The following is a 23,813-nucleotide window of genomic DNA, read 5'->3' on the forward strand; positions in this document are numbered from 1 at the left end:
GCAGGTTTACCAGAATCGGAAAGCCTTTTCGTATACTCTATTTCTGAATATCCAGTTTTTAAAGATATCTCTAGAGAAATGAATTTCCAGCCCAACATTGACAGTCATATAACCGTCAAAGCGATGAGTAAGGCCTGAGCCTCTGCGGATTCTTCCTCCATTGCGAAGGATTTTATCTACATCCGGCATACCATTGTCATCCAAAAAACCTGGGTTTCTAATAGCCAGCCTCAATCTATCGGGATTTCTTCCCGTTACATAATCATCAACTAAGTCTAGGTAAAACTCACTGACATTATAGGCCGAAATATCATCCATGTAATCAGTCAAAGTGAATCTGTAATTCCCTTCAAATGTCAAATCCATGTAGACATTAAGTTTGTACTTGAATCCCAATCCCATAGGAAAAACTACAATATACCTTTCATAAGGATTGTTTTCTAATTGAAGAGGTCTCAGATCTACCCATTCTCCATCAAGTTGGGCTTCTGGGTTATTGGTAGACATTCCTATCCCTACAAATATGTAAGGGTTCCAAAGTGGTCTATGAATATTTGGAACTTTCACAGGATCCCAATAGTATTCGATAATTCCTGTTACTTCCCAATTCTTAGCTCGGAAATGAAGATTTCTGGGAGTTCTGAAGGCTCTTGGATCCGAAGGAGGATCTTGACCCGACATTTTATAATATGAAAAATCTCCTCTTGCCCGTAAATGAGTTCCTATTGTATAATGGAATGCAATATTAGCATTCCAATCTGGCTGAACTCCCTCATTATATTTCCAAAAAGAATACAATTCTCCAAAATATTGAGTAGGTCCGATACTGGCAGAAAAGGACCATGGCTCCTCAAAACGATAGCGATAGAAGCTTTGGGAGATAGACTCAAAGCTGATAAATAAAAATAATATTAGAAGTAACTTTCTCATCTTTAGGCCAGTTGTAAGCCTACTCCACAGGTAATTTATCGAAAAATAGCCTAATTTTTTAAATTTTCAAATCCTGATTTTAGATGTAAGTCTCTTTGAGGGAATGGAATTTCAATTCCTTCTTCACCAAACCTTTTAAATACTTCATAATAAAGTTGGCTTTTGAGCACATTGGGTCTGTTGATATATTCTGAAGTCCAAACCCTTAAAGTAAAATTAATGGAGTTATCGCCATAATCCGAAAAGAGCACATCGGTTTCAGGGGTATTTAGTACTCCGGGATTTTTCTTGGCTACATCTAATAAAATCTCTTTTACTCTTTGTGGGTTTTCTTTGTAAGAAACACCCACAGGAAAATTAAACCTTACCATCCTGTCTGAATGAGACCAATTAATTACCTGACTATCAATGAACTGGCTGTTTGGGACAATGATAGTGATATTATCATTGGTGACGATCATGGTGGAGCGAGCAGAAATTTTAATTACGTCTCCCGTTACGTCACCAACTTCGATTCTATCCCCAACTTTGATGGGTTGCTCGAATAGAATAATCAAACCACTGATAAAGTTGTTGGTCACATTTTGCAAACCAAAACCAATACCAACACCTATAGCACCTGCAAGGACTCCAAATGCGCTGAGGTCAATTCCGTTCGTTTGCAAAATTGAAAATATACCTGCTAAAATCAGGATATATTTGACCATGGTTCCAATAGATTGCCTGGTTCCAGTGGTGATATCGTAGCGCTTTAATATTTTATTGACTAAGAGTCTTCGAATCCATTCTGAAATCACAAAAAGTGCGATAAATGAAAAAATCAGCGTAAGAAGTAGGCCTATTGTTAGTTTAGATTCCCCCAAATTAACCAAACTAACATTTAAAATTTCCTCCAGCCAATCTATAAAATTAGAGACAGGAGCTGCTTTTGTATTATTTGCTTCACTTTGCATAGAAAATCGCTGTATTTTTCGAAATTCGTCGATTAATCATCAGAATTGAATACCCAATCTAAAGTAATTTTAGCTGGATTAAAAAATCCATATTTTATTTTGTTTATAGGTTGGAAATTTTCCCCATCTGAAATTATCGATTGATTTTAGTTAATTTTGTAACATGAGTAAACACAGAGAAGAACTCGAGCACCGATTAAAACTCCGAAATATTAAGCTTTCCGATTTCGATGATATCCGTGATATCATGGTATCGATATACAAAGACAAAGGCATGGCCTGGACCCGTCAGGAATTGAAGAACCAGCTGAAGGTTTTTCCTGAAGGTCAGATTTGTATTGAAGATAATGGAAAGGTAGTCGCTGCTGCTCTCAGTATAATTGTTGATTATTCTCAATTTGGGGATAACCATACTTACGATCAAATCACCGGTTACGGTAAATTTGATACTCATGATGATGAGGGAGATACGCTATATGGTACAGATGTATTCGTTCATCAAGAATATCGTGGTATGAGATTGGGGCGTAGACTTTATGATGCCCGTAAAGAGCTTTGCGAAAACCTGAATCTCCGCTCTATCATTGCTGGTGGAAGGATTCCCGGTTATACTAATTATGCCGATGAAATGACTCCTCGAAAGTACATTGATTTGGTAAAAAATAAGGAGATTTTCGATTCAGTACTTTCCTTTCAATTGGCCAATGAATTTCACGTGAGGAAGGTGATTACGAAATATCTTCCAGAAGATATAGATTCCAGAGCTTATGCTACTTTATTGGAATGGATCAATATTTATTACGAAAAAGACGAAAAGCTCATCGGAAATAAAAAGTCCATAGTTCGTCTAGGCTTGGTTCAGTGGAAAATGAGAAGATTTTCCAATGTGGATGATCTGATGCAGCAGGTTGAATTTTTCGTGGATACTGTTTCCGGATATAAATCGGATTTTTGCCTGCTTCCTGAATTCTTCAATGCTCCGCTATTGGCTGAGTTCAACGATATGGATGCCTCAGAAGCAATCCGAAATTTGGCAGACTACACGGAAGAGATTGTAAGTAGAATGAGTGATTTGGCGGTTTCTTACAACGTGAACATCATTGCTGGATCCATGCCGGAATATGATGGCAAGAGACTTCGAAATGTAAGTTACCTGTGTAGGAGAGATGGAACGCATGCCAAGCAATACAAACTTCACATTACACCAGATGAAGCAGCTTACTGGGGACTTCAGGGAGGAAATGGAATCAATGTGTTTGATACAGATGCAGGAAGGGTTGGAATTCTAATTTGTTATGATGTGGAATTTCCTGAACTAGGGAGAATTCTTGCAGAGCAAAACATGGATATTTTATTTGTCCCTTTCTGGACGGATACAAAAAATGCCTTCCTTAGAGTAAATACCTGCGCAAGATCAAGAGCAATCGAAAACGAATGCTATGTAGCGATCACAGGGTCGGTGGGTAACCTTCCAAAAGTAGAAAACATGGATATCCAATACTCACAGGCTGCTATATATTCCCCTTCAGATTTCTCTTTTCCACATGATTCTATCGTAGCCCAGGCATCTGAAAATGCAGAAACTACAATTGTCGCGGATGTGGACTTAGATCTTTTGACCAAGCAAAGAAAAGCTGGAAGCGTAAGAAACTTAGAACAACGAAGACTAGACCTATACTCTATACAATGGAAACAGAAGAAATAATCAATCAACTCTTTTCCGGGATTTCAGAGGAGGTTTTGCAAAAAGCATCGGCTATCAAATTACTGATTACTGATGTAGATGGTGTGCTGACCGACGGTGGGATCATCTATGATGACTTAGGTACAGAGTATAAGAAATACAATGTCAAAGATGGCTTGATTGTACAGCATTTGAGAAAAAACCGCATTATGGTGGGTGCAATTACAGGTCGCTCATCCAAGGTAGTGGAGAATAGATGCGAGGAATTGCGTTTTGATTTTCATTATCATGGTGTAAAAGATAAATGGAAAAAACTGAGCGAAATCCTGGAAACGCTGGAAATAGAACTGCATGAGGTCGCCTATATTGGAGATGACCTGATTGACCTGCCTATTTTAAGTAAAATTGGATTTTCAGTGGCTCCAGCAGATGCACTGGCATATGTCAAACCTCAAGTGAATTATGTCACCCTTGCTGCTGGAGGCAAAGGTGTTTTCAGAGAAGTAGCAGACTTAATATTACATTCCAAAGGCAAATTGATTCCTTTGATTGAAAATCATATCGTAAAAGCAAAAGAAGATGAATAGAACCACAAGCACCATGAAAATCAGAGAGGGAATTGTTTTAGGTTCCGATAAACCTGTCCTTTTCTCTGGCCCTTGTGCCGTGGAAAGCTATGATATTTGTTTGGAAATTGGCACGAAGGTGAAGGCCTGGGCTGAGGAAAATGGCTTTCACTATGTTTTCAAAGCCTCATTTGACAAAGCAAATAGAACCTCTTCCAATTCTTTCCGAAGCATAGGAATGGATAAATCTTTGGAGGTTTTGCAGCGGGTAGGTAAAGCTTTGGATGTGCCCTTGGTAACGGATATTCATGAAAGTTATCAGGCAGCTGAAGTGGCCGAAGTAGTAGACGTGCTTCAGATTCCGGCTTTCTTATGTAGGCAAACAGATTTACTTCTGGCTGCAGCAGAGACCGGAAAGGCTGTAAAAATTAAGAGAGGTCAGTTTATGGCTCCTGAAGACATGCAGTATGCAGTCAAGAAAGTAAGATCTGTCGGAAATGAAAATGTCTGTTTGACCGAGCGTGGGTTCTCATTGGGATATCATAATCTGGTTGTAGATATGAGAGGTCTTCCGATCATGCGGCAATTTGCTCCTGTGGTATTTGATATTACCCACTCAGTTCAACAACCTGGAGGCCAAGGCGGAAGCAGCGGAGGTCAAAGAGAGTTTGCTCCGGTTTTAGCGAGAGCAGCGGCCGCAACTGGAATAGATGGCTTCTTTATTGAAACCCACCCAGAACCAGCAAAGGCATTGAGTGACGGACCAAATTTGATTCCTTTAGCCAAAATGGGGAATTTTTTGACTATGTTGAAAGAGTCTTGGGCTTTGGGAAGAAAATACCAGGATTTTAAGGTCGAAGAATAACTCAAAATTTATGAAAGCTAATAGCCACTATATAAACCGCTTCTTTTTGATTGCGGTTTTTTTATTCTCAGGAGTTTGCTCGGCTTTCGCCAGTCAAAAGGAGGTTGCTGATAAGATCAGATTTATCCTGGAGACCGATCAACCCCAAAGAAAATTGGAAGTGAGGGGCTTGCCATTATTGACATCCAGTGAAATTCATACTTTTTACGGAGCAAGAGAGTTTAACCCAGTTTGGTCTTTCAATGGGGAATTGACAGAGTTTGCTTATGAGATGCGCTACGAGATCATCCAGTCAAAATATGATGGGCTAAACCCTGAAGAGTATAATTTGAAATTAATTCAGACCTTCTTCGAAGCTTTTGAAAGTAATAAAAAGAAGAAAAATGCGAATGATTTCAGTGATTTGGCAGATTTTGATTTGCTTTTAACTGATGCGTTTTTCAAGCTGGTTACTCATTTGGAAGTTGGAAAAGTAGACCCATCGTCCTTGAAAAGTAACTGGGGAATTGAGCCTATTCAAAAGCAATTAGACTATATAGAATTACTGCATACTGCTCTTATGAGAAAGGAAATTCGGCCAGTGATCCAGTCTGTTTATCCTAAATTTGAAATCTATCGAAAGGGCAGAGAGGTAGTCAGAAATCTCGAATCCATTGCGAAAAATGATTCTTTGGATTGGAAACCAGTCAAAGAAAACAAATCAATTAAATTTGGTGAGACAAATTCTGCTATTCCCGCTTTACGAGATAGATTGATTTTCTGGGAATATCTTGTCGGATCTACTGTTGCTGATAAATCGTCAAAACTCTATGACTCTCTTCTTTTTGAAGCGGTAAAAAGATATCAGGAAGACAATGGACTTGAAGTAGATGGAATCTTAGGTAAAATGACTTTAGAGGCTCTTAATCAATCTCCAAAAAGTTTGATCGATAAAGCTTCAGTAAACTTGGAAAGGTTGAGGTGGCTTCCGGATACTATTCAAAATTCCACCTTTATTTTGGTCAATATTGCCAATTTTGAATTGGACTATATTGATAATCAGGATACCCTGTTTTCTGAAAAAGTGATTGTAGGTCAGCCTTATCATCAGTCTCCAGTCTTTTCAGCTCAGATGAGTTATATTGTTTTCAGTCCATATTGGAATATTCCTTATTCCATTATGCGGAATGAAACCCTTCCTGCCATTAGAAAAAATCCTTCTTATTTAACTAGAAATAATATGGAGGTGATTACCCGATCAGGGAAATATGTAGATCCTTCTACTGTAGATTTTAGCACCAAGTCCTTTCCATACTTGATTAGGCAAAAGCCAGGGCAAAATAATTCGCTTGGACTAGTTAAGTTTATGTTTCCGAACAAGTACAGCGTGTATATTCATGATACTCCTACGAGAAACTTATTTGAAAAGGAAGAGCGAGCGCTCTCGCATGGTTGTATCAGGTTGAAAAATCCCACCCAACTAGCACAATTGCTATTAAAAAACAATCAAGATTGGGATTTACAAAAAATTGAAAAAGCAATGAATCAGCCTAGAGAACAAATTGTAAACCTTGACAAAAAGATACCGGTTATCTTGGTTTACCTTACTTTCTGGGCGGACTCAAATGGAAAGGGGCATTTCAGATCAGATATCTATCAGCGTGATGCTGAGATTTTAGTAGCCCTTAGATCTTTTTAAGGTTGAACTAGTTCGGAATTTTCTAAGTAGTCAGGAGCTTTGCCGAACACGAACATTAATGATCCTTCTTTTATAAGGTCTATTGCTTGTTTACTGATATCAGGGGGGAGTGCTGGACAGCCTAAGCTTCTTCCTAATCGTCCTGTAGCTTTTGCAAATTCCTCTTTTGCATAATCTGCACCATGGATGACTATAGCTCTGTTTCGTGCTTGATCATTGATCCCCTGTTCCAGTCCATCGATTCTCAAAGAATAGCCATGCTTCCCAAAATAAGTCTCCGCTGTTTTAAAAAATCCCAAGCTGCTCTTATAAGATTCGGGTTTATTGGAAAAAGATTCAGCCATCAATTGACCGGAATTTCTACCGTGTGATACAACTGTGTTGATTAAGATTTCTGATTTTTCCATATCGATTACCCAAAGTCTTTTCTCGGTAGATGGGAGGCTGAAATCAATAATTGTCAAAACAGGATTTTCCAAATTATGCTCAACCTTTTCCCACCCATTCATAGCAAGGTCAAAAATTTCTTTGGATGGAACCAAAGCTGCATCATCAACTATCAGTTGATAAATTTTTTCACTTTCAGATAGTTTAGAGAGGTTGGGTGTAGTAGGTGTGTGTATGATATTTGCTGTTAAAGTAAAGCTTATTAGCGTGTGAATTATGGTAGGTAGGGTCATAGTTTTTCCTTCTTTACAAAAGCCAAGCCAAATATTTAACTAGGATATTATTTGATTATCAAGGACTTGGCTAATCTGGGTGATGAGCGACCGTCCACGTTAAGGAACTAAAATAAAGTGGACTTTTGTTCCTTTTACGGTTAAAATTTCTATTTCTTACTTCTGAATTTGATAAATGGTTAATTTTGCCGAACGCAAAAAATAAATGATTGAACAGCAGGAGTTTGAAATTTCTGTTTAAAGAATTTAAATAAAAATTAAACAAAAATAATTGAACTGCTGTTCAGAGAAGTAATGAAAGTAACCGTATTCCGCAAAGAGCACTTTAACGCCGCGCACAGGCTTAACAATCCTGCCTGGTCACCTGAAAAAAACCAAGCTGTTTTTGGTAAATGCAATAATCCCAATTACCACGGACACAATTATGATTTGATAGTAAAACTCAGGGGAGAAGTTGATCCTGATACAGGATACGTTTATGACATGAAAGTGCTTAGCGATCTTATCAAAAAGCACGTATTAAATAAATTTGACCACAAAAACCTAAACTTGGATACCGATGAATTCAAAAATCTCAACCCTTCCGCTGAAAATATTGCAGTGGTTATTTGGAATATTTTGAGGGAAAAAATTGATCGGAAATTCGAATTAACGATTCGACTTTATGAAACAGAAAGAAACTTTGTTGAATACGATGGGAATTAATCTGTCCCGGGCTTCATTTGAGGAAATCGGTGAAGAGCATGTTGGAACTTCTTTAGAAACTCCTTTGAGAGAGGATGCTTTCGAAATGGATGATGATTTAAAAGTGGAATTGATTGAAAAGCATTTCCGTGAAATCATGAACATTTTGGGGTTAGATCTCACAGATGATAGTTTGAAAGGTACTCCTCATCGGGTGGCCAAAATGTATGTGAAGGAGGTTTTCGCAGGTTTGAATCCAAAGAATAAGCCAGCTGCAAAACTTTTTGAAAACAAATACAAATACAATGAAATGTTGGTAGAAAAAGATATCACGTTTCATTCTCATTGCGAACATCATTTCGTTCCTATCTATGGTAAGGCTCATGTGGCTTACATTTCTAATGGAAATGTGATCGGTCTTTCCAAAATTAATAGAATAGTACAGTATTTTGCTAAAAGGCCTCAGGTTCAAGAAAGACTGACCATGCAAATTGGTAACGAGCTGAAAGAAGTTTTAGGCACTGAAGATGTAGCTATTATCATGGATGCATATCATATGTGTGTTAGTTCAAGAGGTGTTAATGATACCAACAGCTCAACCGTTACTTCCTTTTATTCAGGTAAGTTTGAAAGAGACGAACAGGCTAGAAATGAATTTCTGAAGTATATCAGTTTAGAAAAGTAAAATATATCCTACTAAACCAACTTTAAAAACCGGGCAAAAGCTCGGTTTTTTTTGTTTTTCCCAAAACAAATTCCTTCATCAAATGCTTTTATACATGAAACCAAACATGTTATGCAAGGAAAAAATATTATTATCATCGGAGGAAACTCAGGAATTGGAAAAGCTATTTCAGAATCATTAAAATCAAGAGGTGCAAATCTCTATTTGTATTCCAAAAGTGGGGATGGAACTACTGAATTGGACATCACCGAAGATTTTGACCAGTTACCAGATTCACCTGATGTTATTGATGGTTTGGTTTATTGTCCAGGCACTATAAATCTGAAGCCTTTTCATAGAATTAGCATAAGTGATTTCCAAAAAGAATTAGACATTAATTTTTTGGGAGCAGTTAAAGTTTTGCAAGCTTCTATGAAGGCTTTGAAAAAGTCTGATTCGCCTTCAGTTGTAATGTTTAGCACGGTTGCAGTTCAGACTGGTATGGGTTTTCATGCCGGTATTGCAGCAGCAAAAGGTGCTGTAGAAGGGCTGACAAGATCGTTGGCGGCCGAATGGGCTCCTTCAAAGATTCGAGTAAATGCTATAGCTCCATCTTTGACAGACACCCCATTGGCAAATGTATTGTTGTCATCTGATGATAAAAAAGAAGCAAGTAATAAAAGACATCCTATCGGTAGATATGGTACTCCGGAAGACATTGCTAATGCTGCAGTATTTTTGCTGTCTGAGGAAAGTTCCTGGATGACAGGTCAGATAGTACATTTGGATGGAGGAATGTCCAATCTTAAATAAACTTTAAACAATTTCAATAGAATTTTGTCATTACTTAGGGTACGGTCCCGAGAAGAACGAGCTGTGAATATGAAGACTCCACCTGAATCATTCCTATTGTTTAAGGAAGAATTGAGGAAAGCCCAACTCGAAAAAGAAAGGCTAAAGAAAGACTATGAGAATAAGCTTGCAGAAGTTAATCAAGAGCTTGCGAGGCTGAAAGAGCAAATTAGGTCTCAGCAGGACATGATGCGGACTACTCTCGAATATGCCTCAAACCTAGAAGTTCGCTTGGAGCAATTCAAAGACGAAGTCAATCAATCTGAAACCAAGCGTAAAAATACAGTCTATTAATCCCTCACCATCTTGCCATGAACGACACCTTATATCCATCAGAAACGCGAGATTTTGAATTGGCTTTTGAAGAAAAGTATGCACGCGTTTTAATTAATCCTGACAAAGGAATTGTGATTTGTGAATTACTTGCGGACTATATACCCATTGAAGATTTCAAGGAAACTTTCAATCAAATAGGGGAGATAGTTAAAGCAGGTAAGTACGAAAAATTCATTTTCGACAAGAGATCACTGAGAGCCTTTCATCAACCTACAATGGAATGGTATTTCATTCATTGGAAGAAAGATATGTTAGCATATGGTGTGAAAACCCATCGTAAAATCCTTCCAGATGAAAAGTGGTTTGAAAAAATGGTTCAAATAGCTAAAAATCAGATTTTGGAAACCTATCCGGATAATATTATTGATCAATTGGATATCAAATATTGTGATACCATTGAAGAGGCAATTAAAAAATGATCAAGCATTTCAGCAAAGAGGATATTCTGGAATCAGATTCGTTTTTCAGAAGAAACCTTATCAATTGCCTTTCAGGATATAAAAGCCTAAACCTAATTGGTACAAAGAGTAAATCAGGAATCAATAATTTGGCTCCTTTTTCTCAGGTTTTTCATATAGGTGCATCTCCTCCATTGGTGGGGATTCTCTTTAGGCCTCATACTGTTCAAAGAGATACGCTGGAAAATATTCTGGATACAGAGGTGTTTACTCTCAATCATGTTACCCCAGAATTTTACAAAGAAGCTCACTGGACCTCGGCTAGATGGGCGGGTTCTGAATTTGAAAAAACTGGGCTTGAAGAGGAATATTTGGAGCAATTCTATGCCCCTTTTGTTAAAAAGAGTCCTCTTAAATTGGGCTGTTCATTAGTTGAGACACAAACGTTAAAAATTAATGAAACTGTTTTACTGATAGCTTCTATAGATCACATTTACGTGGAAGAAAAAGGGCTAAGGCAAGATGGATCTCTTGATCTAAATATATTGGAATCTGTGACGGTTACAGGCCTTGATGAGTATTATGTTGGTGAAAAGCTGAGTAGACTTAGTTACGCCAAACCTGACAAACTTCCACAAGAAATTTAAATCCTCGAAAGAGGATTTTCCTTTTTAAAAGTATTTGATAGTTTTAGGAAAAAGTATTTTTATGAAATATTCCTTTTTCGTATTTATCTCAGTATTAGTTCTAATCTCCTGCAGTCAAAAACAATCCGACAAAAATTCGAAACAGTATGTGCCCAAATTGGTGCTGGTGGACAGTATGCGCATAGATCGCTTGGTCGTTCCAACTTTACTGGATTATTCTGATGATGCTCAGAAATTTTTGTTATTCGATTTTAAAAGCAATGAATTTATCCTAACAGACAATTCAGGTAATATTCTCAAGGTTGCTAATCGAGCTCAGGACGGGCCTGATAGTTATAAATCCAAGTATTTTACAGCGGCTCAATTTATGAGTGAAAACCAAATTCTAATTGAAACCTATGCGGGCACCTATATTTATGACCTAGATTTTAATTTACTTGAGGCAAGAGTTCCAAACGTGACAGTATATACTAGATTTTTGGGTAACACACCAAGTTTATTGATTAGTGATGCTTATCAATATAAGTTTGGTTACATTCAAGATGATTCTGATAAAATATTTTCCAAAGACGGTCCTCTGGTGGGTCAATATGATTTTTTGAAGACATTAGATCTAAAAGGAAATGTTCTTTTCGAGGCACCCATCCCATCATCCGTCAATTTTCTTCAATTTCCCGGAGGTTATTTTTCTTATGAGGCTAATTCCCTTATTAAAGATGACCTGCTTTATCTTCAATTTTTAATGACGCCAAAAGTTTACATTTATCAATTTCCTGAGTTAATCTTAGTAGATTCTTTGGAATTAAAACCAGGAAAGGATTTTAAAGTAATCAAACCCAGTCCAGGAGATAATTTTGGGGCTATATTTGAAGAACTCCGAGGTTCAACGTTCAGTGATTTTACTATTTCTAATGAATACTTAATTACATGGTACTTAAAAGGGACTCCGGATGAAGAAGTTGATGCTTTAGATAGGAGAGTAGTTGGGGATGAAAAGTATATGAGCGTAGAAGAAAAATATAAAACGCCTATATACCAGATTTTTAAGGATGATAAAAAGCTTTGGGAAGGAGAGTGGCCGATTAAGTTGCAAGCAAAAAAAGAGTTACTCTATTCAGTTAATGCCAAATTTGGTGAAGACCCGAATGCTGAAGAAAGAGATTTTCAGACTTTTTACTTTTATGAGTTGAAATAAACAATATTGGGGTTTTATGGCTTAAATTAATCAAAGATCCCTTTCCCATTGAATTTGCTAGAGCTTACAGAATCCGGTTTATATTGTCCTCCCGCCCAAGTATTTATTGATCCTTGGAGGCCTGTTGATAAAGCGCTCATTACTCATGCGCATTCAGACCATTCTCGTTGGGGTATGAGGGCTTACTTAGCTCATCATCACTCTGCAGAGGTTATGAAATTGAGGCTGGGTGAAGACATCAATCTTCAAACTCTCGAATACGGAGATGAACTTTTAATCAATGGGGTAAAAGTTTCTTTTCATCCTGCTGGACATATTCCCGGATCAGCTCAAATTAGGCTGGAACACAAAGGACGCATAGCAGTAGTCAGCGGTGATTACAAAGTGGAAGATGATGGACTATCAGCTGCATTTGAGCCTGTTAAGTGCCATGAATTTGTATCAGAGTGCACGTTCGGGCTCCCGATTTATAAATGGGAAAGTCAAAAAGAGATTTTCAATCAAATCAATTCTTGGTGGAAAGAAAATGCAGCCGAAGGCCGAAATTCCGTTCTATTTGCTTATTCTTTAGGAAAGGCTCAAAGAATATTGCAAAACCTGAATCCTGACATTGGTGAAGTTTTCGTTCATGGAGCAGTCTGGAACACCAACCAAGCTTTATTGGCAAATGGCATTTCCCTTTGGGATGTCCCAAAAGTCACTCAAGAAATTCCAAAAAGTAAATACAAAGGGGCTTTGATTATAGCTCCACCATCGGCCATGGGAACTCCCTGGATGCGAAAATTTTCGCCCTATAGGACAGGGATTTGTTCAGGCTGGATGGCTATTAGAGGCACAAGAAGAAGGAGAGCAGCCGATAGGGGATTTGTTTTATCAGATCATGCTGACTGGGAGGGATTGATACAGGCAATTACTTCTACTGAAGCTGAAAAAGTCTATTTAACTCATGGTTCCACAGCTGTATTTGGGAAATATCTTCAGGAAGAAAAGGGAATAAACGCAGTTGAGTTAAAAACCTTATTTGGGGAAGAAGAGGATTCTTGATAAAAGAAAGGGCTTAAATGTCTGATAATTAAGGGTTTTAAATAATTGGTTGTAAGATTCTTTAAAACTGTTACCAAATTTTCTTTGCCGTATTTCAGCAAACCGTTCAACCTGCTTACCTTTGCGCATGGCAGAACAAATTTTGATCCTCGATTTCGGTTCTCAGTACACCCAACTCATCGCCCGAAGAGTTCGAGAACTGAATGTTTATTGTGAAATTCATCCTTTTAATAATGTTCCTGAGATCAATGATGATATCAAGGGAATTATTCTATCCGGCTCTCCTTGTAGCGTAAGAGATGAAGGAGCTCCTGATTTGGATTTGGATAGCTTGAGAGGTAAGCTTCCAATTTTGGGAGTTTGTTATGGTTCACAGCTTTTAGCGCATAAATATGGGGGAGAAGTGCTTCCTTCCACGATTCGTGAGTACGGAAGAGCCAATCTGGATCATATTGATCTACACCATGATCTTCTGAAAGAAATGACTCACGGTTCTACTGTTTGGATGTCTCATGGAGATACCATCAAAAAATTACCTGAAGGTTTTAAAGTTATTGCCAGTACTTCTTCTGTGGAAGTTGCAGCATTTAAGATTGAAGGAGAAAAAACCTACGGGATACAGTTCCACCCTGAAGTAACACACTCTACAGAAGGAAAAAATCTTCTAAGAAACTTCGTTGTTTCTATTTGCGGATGTGCTCAGGATTGGACCTCTGATGTGTTTATTGATGCTACTATTGAAGATTTGAAATCCAAAATCGGATCAGATAAGGTAGTGATGGGCTTATCTGGTGGTGTGGATTCATCAGTTGCTGCCACTTTGATTCACAGGGCAATTGGTGACCAGCTTACCTGCGTATTTGTGGATAATGGATTGCTTCGAAAGAATGAGTTCGAAGAAGTACTAGAGTCCTACAAAGACATGGGGCTGAATGTGATAGGTGTTGATTCCAAGCAAAGATTTTATGATGCCTTGGCTGGATTGACCGATCCTGAAGCCAAAAGAAAAGCAATCGGAAGAGTCTTCATTGAAGTATTTGACGATGAGGCTCACAAAATTGACGGAGTAAAATGGCTGGGGCAAGGTACGATCTATCCCGATGTCATTGAGTCAGTGTCCGTCAAAGGTCCGTCTGCTACCATTAAATCTCACCACAATGTAGGAGGGCTTCCAGACTTCATGAAGCTATCCGTTGTTGAGCCTTTGAATACCTTATTCAAAGATGAAGTTAGAGAAGTGGGAAGAGCTTTGGAGATTCCAGAGAAAATAATTGGAAGACATCCTTTCCCAGGTCCGGGTTTAGCTATTCGAATCTTGGGAGATATTACTGCCGAAAAGGTAAAAACCTTGCAAGAGGTTGATCATATTTTTATTCAAGGCTTGAAAAATCATGGCTTATATGATCAGGTTTGGCAGGCTGGTGCAATACTTCTTCCTATTCAGTCTGTAGGAGTGATGGGGGATGAGCGTACCTATGAAAGAGTGGTAGCTTTGAGAGCAGTAGGTTCTGTAGATGGCATGACTGCGGATTGGATTCATTTACCTTATGAGTTTTTGGGAAAAATGTCCAACGAAATCATCAACCGTGTAAAAGGTGTGAATAGAGTAGTCTATGATATTTCTTCCAAACCACCAGCAACAATCGAGTGGGAATAATTTTAAAAAATCAATAAATGTTAAAACCCGAGGCTTTGTCTTCGGGTTTTGCTTTTATAATCTATTATGGTCCAAACTTTGGGTTTGGAAATAATGGCTTAAATTTGTCTATTCAGTTTGATTCATACCCTTGATTCATGAGAAAATCCTTCCTTTTCCTAGCAGTTTTTTTCATTAGTATTTTGGCTTGGTCTCAGAATTTACCTGAGAATTATAGACGAGCCCAAGTTCAATTAAATTCCGGGTCCTATTGGGAGGCCATGAATTCTTTTAAGGAATTTGTTTCTGTTGAAAAATATGGGAATCTGGCCAATTACGCAGCATTTCACGGAGCTCAGGCTGCTTTGGGTGCTAATCAGCCTAATCAGGCCATAGATTTTCTTGAGCCTGTTGCATCCCGAAATTGGAATAAAGCCGAGGAGGCTAAATACCTTTTAGCAACAGCATACTTTCAAAATAGTCAGGCTCAGCAGGGGCTGAAGGAAGTTAGCCAGCTTCAAAATGATGAGATCAAAAGAAAAGCTCAGAATTTAATTTATGAATTTCTAATCAAGCAAAGCCCTGATTTCTTGATTAGAAATTTGAGAGAGTTTCAGGAATTATCCGGCTACACAGCAGCTTTAAGTACCGTTTTAAATAACAAATCGGTACTTTCTTCAGAAGAAAGAGCACTGTATTATGAGCTTCAGGGAATAGGAGAATTAAGTGGTTCATCTAAAATCAAAGATGAGGTTTTGGATATTGTGGTAATTCTTCCTTTTACTGATGGCAGGACTGGAGAAATTTCTCCATCATCATTTACCTATGAATTATTTGAAGGGATTCGGTTTGGTGTGAATCAACTTAAAAGAGAAGGTAAAAGAGTGAATTTGATTTCCTTTGATTCTAAGCGAGATTTAAATCACTTGCAGAATATACTGAAAGAACCTGCAGTAAAACGTGCCGACGTAATAGTTGGACCTATTTACTTGGAGGAATCTGATTTAGTGAGCGCCTTTGCAGAAAATGCCAGGATTCCTTTCATCCATCCTCTTTCCAATCTGGGGGAAAGATTTCAGGATAAGCAGTATAGCTATTTATTCAGGCCCTCTGCTGAGAATATAGTAGATGGAATTGTTCAAAATCTGAAATTTCAAAGGTGGGGTAAAAGAGTGGCCATTGGGTACAGCAATAGCTCAAGGGATGAAAAAATGAATGCCTTTCTGAAGGAAAAACTAACAAAAGAAGGGTTTAGAATAGTGGATTCCCAACCTTTGAATTCCAGAAATGCAGCTAGTTTTCTTGCTGATTTAGGAGTAAGGCCTGGAAGAGATAGTGCCAATTTGAAGGTAGATCAGGTTATAATGCTGACCGATGATCCTGCCATAGCCCAGTCTACACTTTCCTTGATAGAATCAGTAACAACCTCTTTACCTATTTTGGTAATGGATTCCTGGCTTGGTTTCAATTTTGCGAATTTTGAGATGTTGGAGGATCCGAATTTCTACTTTATCTCCAATAATTCTCCAGCTTTGGATAAAGAGGCAATGATTGCGTTTAAAACGGATTTTTATAATAAAAATTTGGTCTTCCCTTCTATGAACGCTGTTTTGGGGAAGGAGCTTATATTTTGGCTTTCCTCCAACTTAAGCCCAAGCTTTGGGTTTGATCTTAGAAGGAGCTTGAATCAACAGCAGTTTCAACAAGGAAACATAACCTGGGGATTTAATTTTCTGAACAGCAATTCAAATAATTATGTACCTGTATTCGGTTTTGAATACGGTGAATTGAAACCTTTAACAAATCAATGAATATTTCTGAAAGCAAGCGGCTTTTTGCCCATGCCCAAAATTTTATTCCAGGTGGAGTAAACTCACCTGTCCGTGCATTTCGTGCAGTGGGAGGTGATCCTATTTTCATCAAAAGAGCCGATGGAGCTTTTATCTTTGATGAAGATGACAATAAATATATAGAGTTGATTAATAGCTGGGGGCCAATGATCATTGGGCATAACCATGCCTTGATCAGAGAAGCAGTAATCAAGGCTATGGAAAATGGAACCTCATTCGGGGCTCCTACCGCTAGAGAAATTGAAATTGCCGAACTGATTATCAGCATGGTTCCTTCGGTAGAGAAAGTGAGGATGGTTAATTCTGGAACTGAAGCAACCATGTCTGCAATTCGTCTGGCTAGGGGGTATACAGGTCGTGATAAGTTTATCAAAATGGAAGGGCATTATCATGGACATGGAGATTCATTTTTGATTTCTGCCGGTTCTGGCGCAATTACTATGGGAAATCCGGATTCACCGGGCGTTACCAAAGGAACTGCAAAAGATACCCTACTTGCCCCTTATAATTCTTTGGATGCAATTGAGAAATTGGTGGCTGCTAATAAAGGAGAAATTGCGGCCTTGATATTAGAACCCGTTCCAGGTAATATGGGCTTGGCTACTCCTATGCCTGGCTATTTGGAAGGCTTGAGAGAGATTTGTACTCGTGAGGGAATCGTTTTGATTTTTGATGAGGTCATGACAGGGTTTAGATTAGCTCCCGGTGGTGCGCAAGAACTATTTGGAGTAACTCCTGATATGACTACTCTGGGAAAAATTATCGGCGGTGGCATGCCGGTAGGTGCTTATGGTGGCAAGAAAGAAATCATGGAGCATGTTTCTCCAGCAGGACCGGTTTATCAAGCAGGTACATTATCAGGAAACCCCATAGCTATGGCCGCAGGCTTGGCAATGCTGAGGCATTTAAATGCACATCATGGGATTTACGGAGCTCTAAATGAAATCGGAAGAAAAATTTCTGAGGGAATAAAGAAGATTAATATTGAATTAGGCTACTCTTACACGGTTAATCATTTAGGCAGTATGTATTCCTTATTCTTTTCTGATGAGCCTGTGATTGATTTTGAATCTGCAAAGAAGTCAAATACAGCGCTTTTTGGTAAGTACTTCCAAGCTATGCTGAAAAGAGGAGTTTACTTAGCTCCTTCTCAGTTTGAGAGCTTATTTCTATCCACTGCATTGACAGATGATTTGATTCAAAAAATTCTGGATGCTCATAGAGAAAGTATGTTGGAAATCCATGCATAAGTAAAAGGCCGTTAATTCGGCCTTTTTTTATGCCCACTCATAAATTGGCTGACCTGTTTGTGAAAATTTCAGGAAAGCTTTCCCGTAAATCCCTTAACTTCTTCCCCAAGAAATTTTATTTACCACCAACCCAAAAATCCATGAAGCTAAAATCATTTCTTCTGGCATGCATATTCATTTCACCTTTTTTGTCTGGCTATGGACAAAAGGTAGATGAATCTTACAATGCTAAAATCAGGGAGTATACAACTGACACAAGATTTTTGCCTACCTCTGTTTTAGATGTAATAGATCACCCCAGTATTCCATCTCCTTCCAAGCATTTTGGAGAAATAATAGGAGCTCCCGGTGTCATGCATAGAACATCTGACATTTACCAGTATTATCAATTATTGGCAGAAAAATCAGAGCATTTATCCATACAGCAGGTAGAAACTACTGAAGAAGGAAGACCGATCTATCTAGTGGTGATCGGGAATAACGAAAGTATGGATGGTCTGGATACTTATAAAGAATACCTAGATCAATTAGCGGACCCTAGAAAAATCTCTACCGACCAAGCGGAAGATATTTTTCAAAAAGCAAAGCCTGTCTATTATTTGAATGGTGGAATGCATTCTACCGAAATGGGTTCACCGGAAATGCTGATGGAGCTTGCTTATCGTTTGATTACAAGTGAAGACAGGACTGTCAAGCAAATTCGGGATAATGTGATTGTTTTAATTAATCCAGTCTCTGAGCCAGACGGTAGAGACAAGTTGGTGGATTGGTATTATAGATATACCAAAGCCAGAACCGAGTGGGATGACGGGTTTCCAAGATCAGCTCCTTATTGGGGTAAATATGTATTCCACGATAATAATAGAGATGGGCTACAGGTTTCCCAGGCTATCACAAAGGGTATATTTTCCATCTTTTACGAGTGGCATCCTACGGTCATGCTGGATCTTCATGAGTCAGTGCCTTTACTTTATATTTCAACCGGTACAGGGCCTTATAATGAACAAGTTGATCCTGTGACTATAGGAGAGTGGCAAGTTATGGCTAACCATGATATCACCACTTTGGCTGCTCAAGGTATGCCTGGAGCGTTTACTTGGGCATTTTATGATGGTTGGTGGCCCGGATATGGAATTTGGGTAGCGAATAACCATAATTCCAATGGGCGCTTTTATGAAACTTTTGGTAATGCAGGAGCAAACACCTATCTGAGGGATTTATCTAAATCAAGATACGCAGGAGACCCTGCCACCACTAGAGAATGGTACAGGCCTGATCCTCCAACAGAAAAAGTGTATTGGTCTGCCAGAAACAATATCAATTATATGCAGGCGGGAGTTTTAGCTTCTCTAACCTACGCTGCCCAAAACGGAGAGCAGTTACTGCGGAATTTTTATCAAAAAGGGATAAATTCTATCCGTAAAGGGAAGACCGAAGGTCCAAGAGCTTATGTGATCCCAAGGGAACAGCGAGATCCAGCCATGGCAGCTTATTTGGTCAATCAATTGAGAGCTCAGGCTATAGAAGTTCATCAGGCAGAAAATGAAGACTATGTCATTCTTTTGGATCAGCCTTATAGAAATTTAGCAGTGACGCTTCTTTCAGAACAGAATTATCCAAAAGATGCAAAGTTTCCTCCCTACGACGACATTGCTTGGACATTGAGTTATTTATACGGAGTAGAAGTTGATGCAAAAGATTCAATCGATTTTGATGTGTCTTATTTAAAAAAGCTAGAAAATAATGTTGCATACAAAGGAGAAGTTAAAGGTTCCGGCTCCACGTACTACATTTCCTATAAGGCCCAAAATAATGTCTTACCGGCACTTTACTGGATCGAGCAGAAAAAGAGTGGCGCGGATATTCAAGTATTGAAATCTGAGTTTGCCCTCGAATCAGACACTTTAAAATCTGGGTCTATTATGATCAAGGGAATAAGTTCTTCCGATTCTGAAGAGTTAACCAAAAAATTTGCTTTGGATTTAATAAGAAGCAATTCAGCCCCGAAGCAGTCTGATCTGCAAAAAGTAAGCTTGCCAAGAGTTGCTATTTATCATACTTGGTTTAATACGCAAGACGAAGGCTGGTCCCGGTTTACCTTTGAGCAAAGAGAAATTCCTTACACTTCTATTGATAAAGATGATCTCAAAGCAGGAAACCTAAATTCACGGTTCGATGTAATCCTAATCCCAAGAGCTAGGGGAGAAGCTGCGGATTTTATCCATGGAATAGACAGCAGGTTTGGCCCTATGCCTTATACCAAGACTGCAGATTTTCCTTCTCATGGATATCCAGATCAAACCAATGATATGACTGGAGGACCTGGATTTGTAGGAATTGATCAATTGAAAAAATTCATTGAAAATGGTGGAGTTGTAATCAGTATTGATAATTCTACCAGAATGATAGCTGAAACTGGAATCACAAGGGATTTAGAGTCTTATACTGCCTCAGGTTTATTTCATCCAGGTTCGGTGGTCACTGTGAAAGCAAAGAATACATCTAGCCCTATTTTATATGGGTATCCAGAAACGTTTTCGATTTTCAAGGGAAATGGCCCACTTTACCAAGTTGACTTAGCAAAAAGGGATTTGATGGTTCTACAATATGGAACCAAACCTCTAAAAGATGAAGAACCTTACACTGGGTCAATAATGGGGATGGAAAATCCCAACAAAAACCTTGAAAAGAAAGCAGATGCAGGAAAACAGGCTCCGTATGTAAGATCTGGCATGGTACGAAATGAGCAAACTATCATTGGTCATGGAGGAATATTCAATTTGCCGGTTGGTAAAGGCAGAGTAGTGGCATTTACTTTTGACCCCTTGCATCGTTTTCTGAATCACCATGATGCTCCTTTGGTTTGGAATACCTTAATCAATTGGAATCATTTGGGGCAGTAAGGAACAATTTGTCCTTTTATTAGATTTTAAAAGGAAGTCAGGGATCGACGAATTTTAGCAAATTAGAGGCTTGTTTTAGCTTTTGATTTGGGGTTTTGAATGACTCTTGGCTTTAATATTAATTAAAAAACAAAACTCAATATATTAATTATGTCAGTGAAAGTTTACGGAATCAAGAATTGTAATACGATGAAAAAAACCTTTGACTACCTGGATTCAAAGGGAGTTGACTATGAGTTTATCGATTACAAAAAGCAAAAACCCTCTTCTGATCTCTTAAACAAATTTTTAGAAAAGACTGAATTGGACCAATTGGTCAATAAGAAAGGAATGACTTACCGTAAAATGGACGAGCAGCAAAGGAAAGACTTAGAACAAAAAGAAACAGCCGTTCCTATTTTGGCTGAAAATTCCAGTATGATTAAAAGACCGATAATTCTGTATCCTGATACAAGTCTAACTTTGGGTTTTGATGAGAAGTTGATTTCAGAGAAACTATAAAAAAAATGCCTGGTAGAATGGACTACCAGGCTTTTTTCTTATATCCAGATTATTTTTCCACTGGAAAATAATCCGGTAAATTTTCAAGTATGTCTTTAGTCATCGCATCTAAGGTGAAATCTGGTTGCCAGCCCCAATCCTCCCTAGCTTTGCTGTCATCTATACTGTCGGGCCATGAATCTGCAATCTGCTGCCTAAAGTCAGGTTGGTACTCTATTTCAAATTCAGGGAGGTGTTTTTTGATACTTTCGAAGATTTCCTTTGGAGTGAAACTCATTCCAGCCAAATTGTAACTGGATCTAACTTTTATAGCCTCTTTTGGTGCATCCATCAAATCCAAGGTCGCCTTAATAGCATCAGGCATATACATCATTGGAAGGTTGGAATCCTCTCTAAGAAAACAATTGAATTTTTCCCCTGCCAAAGCCTTATGATAAATATCTACTGCATAATCAGTAGTTCCACCTCCTGGAAGAGATTTGTAACCGATCAATCCTGGATATCTTAAGCTTCTGACATCTACTCCATATTTTTGGAAGTAGTATTCACACCATCTCTCTCCGGCTTGCTTACTGATTCCATAAACCGTGTTGGGCTCTTTGACACAATATTGTGGCGTATTGAGTTTCGGGGTATTTGGACCAAATACAGCAATGGAGGAAGGCCAATAGATTTTATCCAATTTGGTTTCTTTTCCTAGTTCTAAAACAGAAAGTAAGCTTTCCATATTTAGATGCCAAGCGAAATGAGGATTCTTCTCTCCAGTCGCAGAAAGTACAGCTGCTAAATGGTAAATCTGACTTACATTTTCTTCTTTTACCAAATCAGAAAGAGCTTCTTTGTTCAAAACATCCAGCACTTCAAATCTGCAGTAATCAAAAGAATCTCTTGCAGAATCCCTCAAATCTGTTGCGATTACATGCTCTCCTCCAACTCTATCCGCTAATGCTTTGGTAAGTTCTGAACCCAGTTGTCCAGCAGCACCAATGATTAAGATTTTTTCCATTTTCAGGTGTTTAAAAAAGCCCTCATCCTTCCGAGGCTTTTTGTTTATATTTGGGTTTGCTTGCGCAAAAGTAAGAAAAATCAGAGGGTCAAACAGAATTTTTGACCAATGGGAATCGAAAATTATCAGTAAATAAAATTTTAAAATGTACGATCAATTTAAACCCAAATTACAAGAGGAATTAAAATCCATAGAAGAAGCAGGATTGTTTAAGAGAGAAAGGGTAATTACTTCTCCTCAAGCTGCTGAGATTACAATATTCGGAGGAAAAAAGGTATTAAACTTTTGTGCGAATAATTACCTGGGACTGTCCTCACACCCTAAGGTGGTTGAGGCTGCCAAAAAAGCAATTGATACACACGGTTTTGGTATGTCTTCTGTTCGTTTTATTTGCGGTACTCAGGATATTCATAAAGAACTTGAGAGAAAAATCTCTGAATTTCTGGGCACTGAAGATACAATCCTTTACGCTGCTGCCTTTGACGCAAACGGCGGGGTGTTTGAGCCATTATTAGGCCCTGAGGACGCTATCATATCCGATGCCTTGAATCATGCTTCAATCATTGATGGCGTTCGTCTGTGTAAAGCTATGCGCTATAGATATGAGCATAACAATATGGAGGATTTGGAAGCACAGCTGAAAGATGCTGTTGCTAAAGGAGCCAAACAAAAAATCATTGTGACTGATGGAGTGTTCTCCATGGATGGAACCATTGCTCAACTCGATAAAATTGTAGCATTGGCAGAAAAATATGAGGCTTTGGTGATGTCAGATGAATGTCATTCAACAGGCTTCATGGGTAAAACTGGTAGGGGAGTTCACGAGCTTTGCAATGTAATGGGTAAGATGGATATAATTACCGGCACATTGGGTAAAGCACTTGGTGGTGCTTCAGGTGGTTTTACATCTGGAAGAAAAGAAATCATTGAATTGTTGAGACAGCGCTCAAGACCGTATTTGTTTTCTAACACTTTAGCTCCTTCTATTACAGGTGCCTCAATTGCTGTCTTGGACTTGCTATCAGAGACAACTGAATTACGGGATAAACTAGAAGAAAATACCCAGTATTTCAGAGCAAAGATGACCGAGGCTGGATTCGATATCAAGGCGGGTACTCATCCTATTGTACCCGTGATGCTGTATGATGCGGTGCTATCCCAAAAAATGGCAGAAAAGCTATTGGAAAAGGGAATTTATGTGATAGGATTTTATTATCCTGTAGTCCCTAAAGGGCAAGCTAGAATTCGTGTTCAAATCTCAGCCGGACATGATCGCGAACATTTAGATCAGGCAATCAATGCTTTCATTGAAGTAGGAAAAGAATTGAAAGTTATTTAAAAATAATCTGATTATCGGCAATCTTGCCACTAACCATATTTTCTTTGCTTTACCGGTTGGAAGACCGATGACCGATGACCGAAGACCGAAGAATCGGGATTCTGATTATTTGGCCTAATTCTAAGCCATATTCTTCTTCTTACTGATAAGAA

General features: G+C 38.5%; 22 protein-coding genes. 18 read left to right on the plus strand and 4 right to left on the minus strand.

The window, feature by feature from the left end:
- Positions 1–6: 6 nt before the first annotated feature.
- Positions 7–930, minus strand: a complete 924-nt coding sequence (locus tag FL972_RS08640) for a hypothetical protein (protein ID WP_144604822.1) — start codon at positions 928–930, stop codon at positions 7–9.
- A gap of 50 nt (positions 931–980) precedes the next feature.
- Positions 981–1,883, minus strand: a complete 903-nt coding sequence (locus FL972_RS08645) for a mechanosensitive ion channel family protein (RefSeq protein ID WP_091654217.1) — start codon at positions 1,881–1,883, stop codon at positions 981–983.
- 163 nt (positions 1,884–2,046) lie between these two features.
- Between FL972_RS08645 and FL972_RS08650 the strand changes: the two genes are divergently transcribed.
- Genes FL972_RS08650 through FL972_RS08665 form a run of 4 tightly spaced genes read left to right on the plus strand, consistent with a single transcriptional unit; the run spans position 2,047 to position 6,676 of the window.
- The gene (locus FL972_RS08650; protein ID WP_144604824.1) at positions 2,047–3,588 is read left to right on the plus strand and encodes a bifunctional GNAT family N-acetyltransferase/carbon-nitrogen hydrolase family protein; all 1,542 of its coding nucleotides are present in this window, start codon (positions 2,047–2,049) and stop codon (positions 3,586–3,588) included.
- Entirely contained in the window at positions 3,570–4,154 is a 585-nt protein-coding gene (locus tag FL972_RS08655; RefSeq protein WP_144604826.1) for a KdsC family phosphatase, read from the plus strand. The genes FL972_RS08650 and FL972_RS08655 overlap by 19 nt, the downstream gene beginning before the upstream one ends.
- Positions 4,147–4,998 carry a 3-deoxy-8-phosphooctulonate synthase gene (gene kdsA, locus FL972_RS08660; protein ID WP_144604828.1) on the plus strand — a complete coding sequence of 284 codons (852 nt, stop codon included), beginning with the start codon at positions 4,147–4,149 and terminating at the stop codon, positions 4,996–4,998. The genes FL972_RS08655 and kdsA overlap by 8 nt, the downstream gene beginning before the upstream one ends.
- Before the next feature lie 10 nt (positions 4,999–5,008).
- Positions 5,009–6,676 (plus strand): L,D-transpeptidase family protein, encoded by a 1,668-nt coding sequence (locus FL972_RS08665; RefSeq protein ID WP_144604830.1) that lies wholly within the window; start codon positions 5,009–5,011, stop codon positions 6,674–6,676.
- Here FL972_RS08665 and FL972_RS08670 read toward each other — a convergent pair.
- The gene (locus FL972_RS08670; RefSeq protein ID WP_144604832.1) at positions 6,673–7,356 is read right to left on the minus strand and encodes a murein L,D-transpeptidase catalytic domain family protein; all 684 of its coding nucleotides are present in this window, start codon (positions 7,354–7,356) and stop codon (positions 6,673–6,675) included. The two genes, FL972_RS08665 and FL972_RS08670, sit on opposite strands and share 4 nt — an antisense overlap.
- A gap of 294 nt (positions 7,357–7,650) precedes the next feature.
- Between FL972_RS08670 and FL972_RS08675 the strand changes: the two genes are divergently transcribed.
- The 13 genes from FL972_RS08675 (at position 7,651) to FL972_RS08735 (ending at position 21,316) form a co-directional block, all read left to right on the plus strand.
- Positions 7,651–8,061 (plus strand): 6-pyruvoyl trahydropterin synthase family protein, encoded by a 411-nt coding sequence (locus tag FL972_RS08675; RefSeq protein WP_091654340.1) that lies wholly within the window; start codon positions 7,651–7,653, stop codon positions 8,059–8,061.
- Positions 8,021–8,725 (plus strand): GTP cyclohydrolase I FolE, encoded by a 705-nt coding sequence (gene folE, locus FL972_RS08680; protein WP_091654207.1) that lies wholly within the window; start codon positions 8,021–8,023, stop codon positions 8,723–8,725. The genes FL972_RS08675 and folE overlap by 41 nt, the downstream gene beginning before the upstream one ends.
- 111 nt (positions 8,726–8,836) lie before the next feature.
- Positions 8,837–9,517, plus strand: a complete 681-nt coding sequence (locus FL972_RS08685; RefSeq protein WP_144604834.1) for an SDR family NAD(P)-dependent oxidoreductase — start codon at positions 8,837–8,839, stop codon at positions 9,515–9,517.
- Positions 9,518–9,586: 69 nt separating this feature from the next.
- Positions 9,587–9,850, plus strand: a complete 264-nt coding sequence (locus tag FL972_RS08690) for a hypothetical protein (RefSeq protein ID WP_144604836.1) — start codon at positions 9,587–9,589, stop codon at positions 9,848–9,850.
- Positions 9,851–9,867: 17 nt separating this feature from the next.
- Positions 9,868–10,311, plus strand: coding sequence for a hypothetical protein (locus FL972_RS08695; RefSeq protein WP_091654201.1), 444 nt, complete (start codon positions 9,868–9,870; stop codon positions 10,309–10,311).
- Positions 10,308–10,937 (plus strand): flavin reductase family protein, encoded by a 630-nt coding sequence (locus tag FL972_RS08700; protein WP_144604838.1) that lies wholly within the window; start codon positions 10,308–10,310, stop codon positions 10,935–10,937. The genes FL972_RS08695 and FL972_RS08700 overlap by 4 nt, the downstream gene beginning before the upstream one ends.
- A 61-nt stretch (positions 10,938–10,998) precedes the next feature.
- Entirely contained in the window at positions 10,999–12,132 is a 1,134-nt protein-coding gene (locus FL972_RS08705) for a hypothetical protein (RefSeq protein ID WP_144604840.1), read from the plus strand.
- Positions 12,133–12,180: 48 nt separating this feature from the next.
- Positions 12,181–13,176: a ligase-associated DNA damage response exonuclease gene (locus FL972_RS08710; protein ID WP_144604842.1), complete on the plus strand. Its 996-nt coding sequence runs from the start codon at positions 12,181–12,183 to the stop codon at positions 13,174–13,176.
- A gap of 127 nt (positions 13,177–13,303) precedes the next feature.
- The gene (guaA, locus tag FL972_RS08715; RefSeq protein WP_144604844.1) at positions 13,304–14,833 is read left to right on the plus strand and encodes a glutamine-hydrolyzing GMP synthase; all 1,530 of its coding nucleotides are present in this window, start codon (positions 13,304–13,306) and stop codon (positions 14,831–14,833) included.
- 137 nt (positions 14,834–14,970) lie between these two features.
- Positions 14,971–16,623, plus strand: coding sequence for an ABC transporter substrate-binding protein (locus tag FL972_RS08720; protein WP_144604846.1), 1,653 nt, complete (start codon positions 14,971–14,973; stop codon positions 16,621–16,623).
- Positions 16,620–17,912: a glutamate-1-semialdehyde 2,1-aminomutase gene (gene hemL, locus FL972_RS08725; protein WP_144604848.1), complete on the plus strand. Its 1,293-nt coding sequence runs from the start codon at positions 16,620–16,622 to the stop codon at positions 17,910–17,912. Before FL972_RS08720 ends, hemL begins: the two co-directional genes overlap by 4 nt.
- A gap of 140 nt (positions 17,913–18,052) precedes the next feature.
- The gene (locus FL972_RS08730; protein WP_144604850.1) at positions 18,053–20,815 is read left to right on the plus strand and encodes a M14 family metallopeptidase; all 2,763 of its coding nucleotides are present in this window, start codon (positions 18,053–18,055) and stop codon (positions 20,813–20,815) included.
- Between the two features lie 150 nt (positions 20,816–20,965).
- Positions 20,966–21,316 carry a Spx/MgsR family RNA polymerase-binding regulatory protein gene (locus FL972_RS08735; protein WP_091654188.1) on the plus strand — a complete coding sequence of 117 codons (351 nt, stop codon included), beginning with the start codon at positions 20,966–20,968 and terminating at the stop codon, positions 21,314–21,316.
- A 49-nt stretch (positions 21,317–21,365) separates the two neighbouring features.
- Here the strand turns inward: FL972_RS08735 and FL972_RS08740 are convergent, their stop codons facing one another.
- The gene (locus FL972_RS08740) at positions 21,366–22,322 is read right to left on the minus strand and encodes an NAD-dependent epimerase/dehydratase family protein (protein WP_144604852.1); all 957 of its coding nucleotides are present in this window, start codon (positions 22,320–22,322) and stop codon (positions 21,366–21,368) included.
- Between the two features lie 145 nt (positions 22,323–22,467).
- Here FL972_RS08740 and kbl point away from each other — a divergent pair, with 145 nt between their 5' ends.
- Complete coding sequence (gene kbl / locus FL972_RS08745) at positions 22,468–23,661, plus strand: glycine C-acetyltransferase (RefSeq protein ID WP_144604854.1); 1,194 nt, start codon at positions 22,468–22,470, stop codon at positions 23,659–23,661.
- The last annotated feature ends 152 nt before the right edge of the window (positions 23,662–23,813 follow it).

This window comes from Algoriphagus algorifonticola, from assembly GCF_007655305.1.
Lineage (GTDB): Bacteria > Bacteroidota > Bacteroidia > Cytophagales > Cyclobacteriaceae > Algoriphagus > Algoriphagus algorifonticola.